The 1,233-nt window shown below is 37.5% G+C and carries 1 protein-coding gene; it reads right to left on the bottom strand.

Annotated elements, in window-relative coordinates:
- Positions 1-1,233, bottom strand: a 1,233-nt coding sequence (locus BC781_RS25565; RefSeq protein WP_211323986.1) for a M26 family metallopeptidase, incomplete at both ends; no start/stop codon positions are given.

The raw sequence follows: 1,233 nt of genomic DNA, 5'->3' as shown, positions 1-1,233 counted from the left end.
CTTTACCTACAGCATAACTTTCTAGCACACTTGAATTGTAACAGGCTCCTAAAAGTCCTCCGACATTTCTAATTCCTGTAACATTGGCTAGTGAAAAGCTTCGGTGAACAAAAGTATTTTTACCAATCTCTCCAATTAGTCCACCAATTGATTTCTCTGTAGATTCTAAATCTCCACTCACATAAACTCGTTCTATGATCGAACCAACTGCCTTACCTGCTAGGCCTCCAACAGATGATTTACCTAGAAGTGAAATATCTTTTAAGCCTAATTGATGAATGTGAGCATCTGATACAAAACCAAATAATCCTATTTGTTTACCTTCTGATCTATTAATTGTCAAAGAATCAATCTTAAAACCTTGACCATTCAAGCTTCCTGTAAATGGTATTTTATCAGTTCCGATTGATGAAAATCCTTCTTCCAAATTCCAGTGGAATGTCTCTGAAGCATCTATATTTTCAGTAACCAAATAGTGCTTGCTCCAACGAACTGAATCAGACATTCCTGTTTCCAATCCTTCGGATAACCATCGCAATTCGGAAAGATTACTAATCTGATAAGGATCAGAATCTGTTCCTGTACCAATTGCTGGCTCTGTTGCAACAGCCAAACCTGATTTAATAAAGAAAACCTCTAGCGTTTGATCGGTAAAAATATCTTGGAAAGTATATTCTGAAATCACTCCCAAATCTTCACCATTCACATAGACTGAATGAACCTCATAACCTTCATCTGCAGTGAACTTAAAGGTCTTCACTTCATCATAGAAAATCGTCGTACTTGATGAATCTACCTCGCCATGACTTCCTACATTTACCGTAATCTCATAAGGAATTTTCTCAAAGCTTGCTGAGATCGAATGTGCTGAAGAAACCTCTACAAAAGTATATTCACTTAAAGCTCCTTGACTTACAGAATCGACAAATACATCTACAATCTGATAGCCATTATCTGCTTTAATCTTATAGACTCTTGTTTCTCCTTCAGTTAAACTCAAGCTTCTCGGACTTATACTTCCTCCTACACTATCTGCAACACTGATAAAGTGAACATTCGCATTTCCGTCTCGGAATAAATAAGGCCTGACCAAACTATCCAATTCAGAAACTGTTTCTAAGCTCCAAACTACATCAACGTTCCAATCCACGAAACTACTGTCTGCTGCAAAGTTCTCGCTAATCAATCCAAACTTCGCTTTTGAACCTGCTGATACAGTCTGCTGAGTAGTTT

The organism is Sediminitomix flava (assembly GCF_003149185.1).
GTDB lineage: Bacteria > Bacteroidota > Bacteroidia > Cytophagales > Flammeovirgaceae > Sediminitomix > Sediminitomix flava.
Note: the sequence above shows the minus strand (reverse complement) of the source record. Positions and strands in the feature narration are given on the sequence as shown.